Raw genomic sequence first — 450 nt, 5'->3', positions numbered from 1 at the left:
AATACCTCAACATGATGAAGCAACTTCTGTCACGGGAAAACCTTCTGACAGCATTAAAGAGAGTGGAAAAGAATAAAGGAAGCCACGGTGTGGACGGTATGTCAGTAAAATTCCTACGTGAACATATCATGACCAACTGGGACTCCATCCGCCAGCAGTTAGAGGATGGTACCTATCAACCGCAACCAGTCCGAAGGGTCGAAATCCTGAAACCTAACGGTGGGGTACGGTTGCTAGGGATTCCTACTGTGACAGACCGCTTTATCCAGCAGGCAATCGCTCAGACTCTCACCTCAGTTTTCGATCCGATGTTCTCCGAACACAGTTATGGCTTTCGTCCAAATAGGCGAGGACATGATGCAGTTCGGAAGGCTAAAGGTTTTATGAAAGAGGGGAAACGGTGGGTTGTTGATTTAGACTTAGAGAAATTCTTTGACAAAGTAAACCATG

Annotated in this window: 1 protein-coding gene; it reads left to right on the top strand. The window is 46.2% G+C overall.

Features of this window, described 5'->3' with window-relative positions:
• Positions 1 to 11: 11 nt before the first annotated feature.
• Positions 12 to 450, top strand: a 439-nt coding sequence (locus C3B52_RS35900) for a reverse transcriptase domain-containing protein (RefSeq protein ID WP_268811936.1), incomplete at its 3' end; no start/stop codon positions are given.

Source organism: Brevibacillus reuszeri (assembly GCF_002897295.1).
Classification (GTDB): domain Bacteria; phylum Bacillota; class Bacilli; order Brevibacillales; family Brevibacillaceae; genus Brevibacillus; species Brevibacillus reuszeri_A.
Note: the sequence above shows the minus strand (reverse complement) of the source record. Positions and strands in the feature narration are given on the sequence as shown.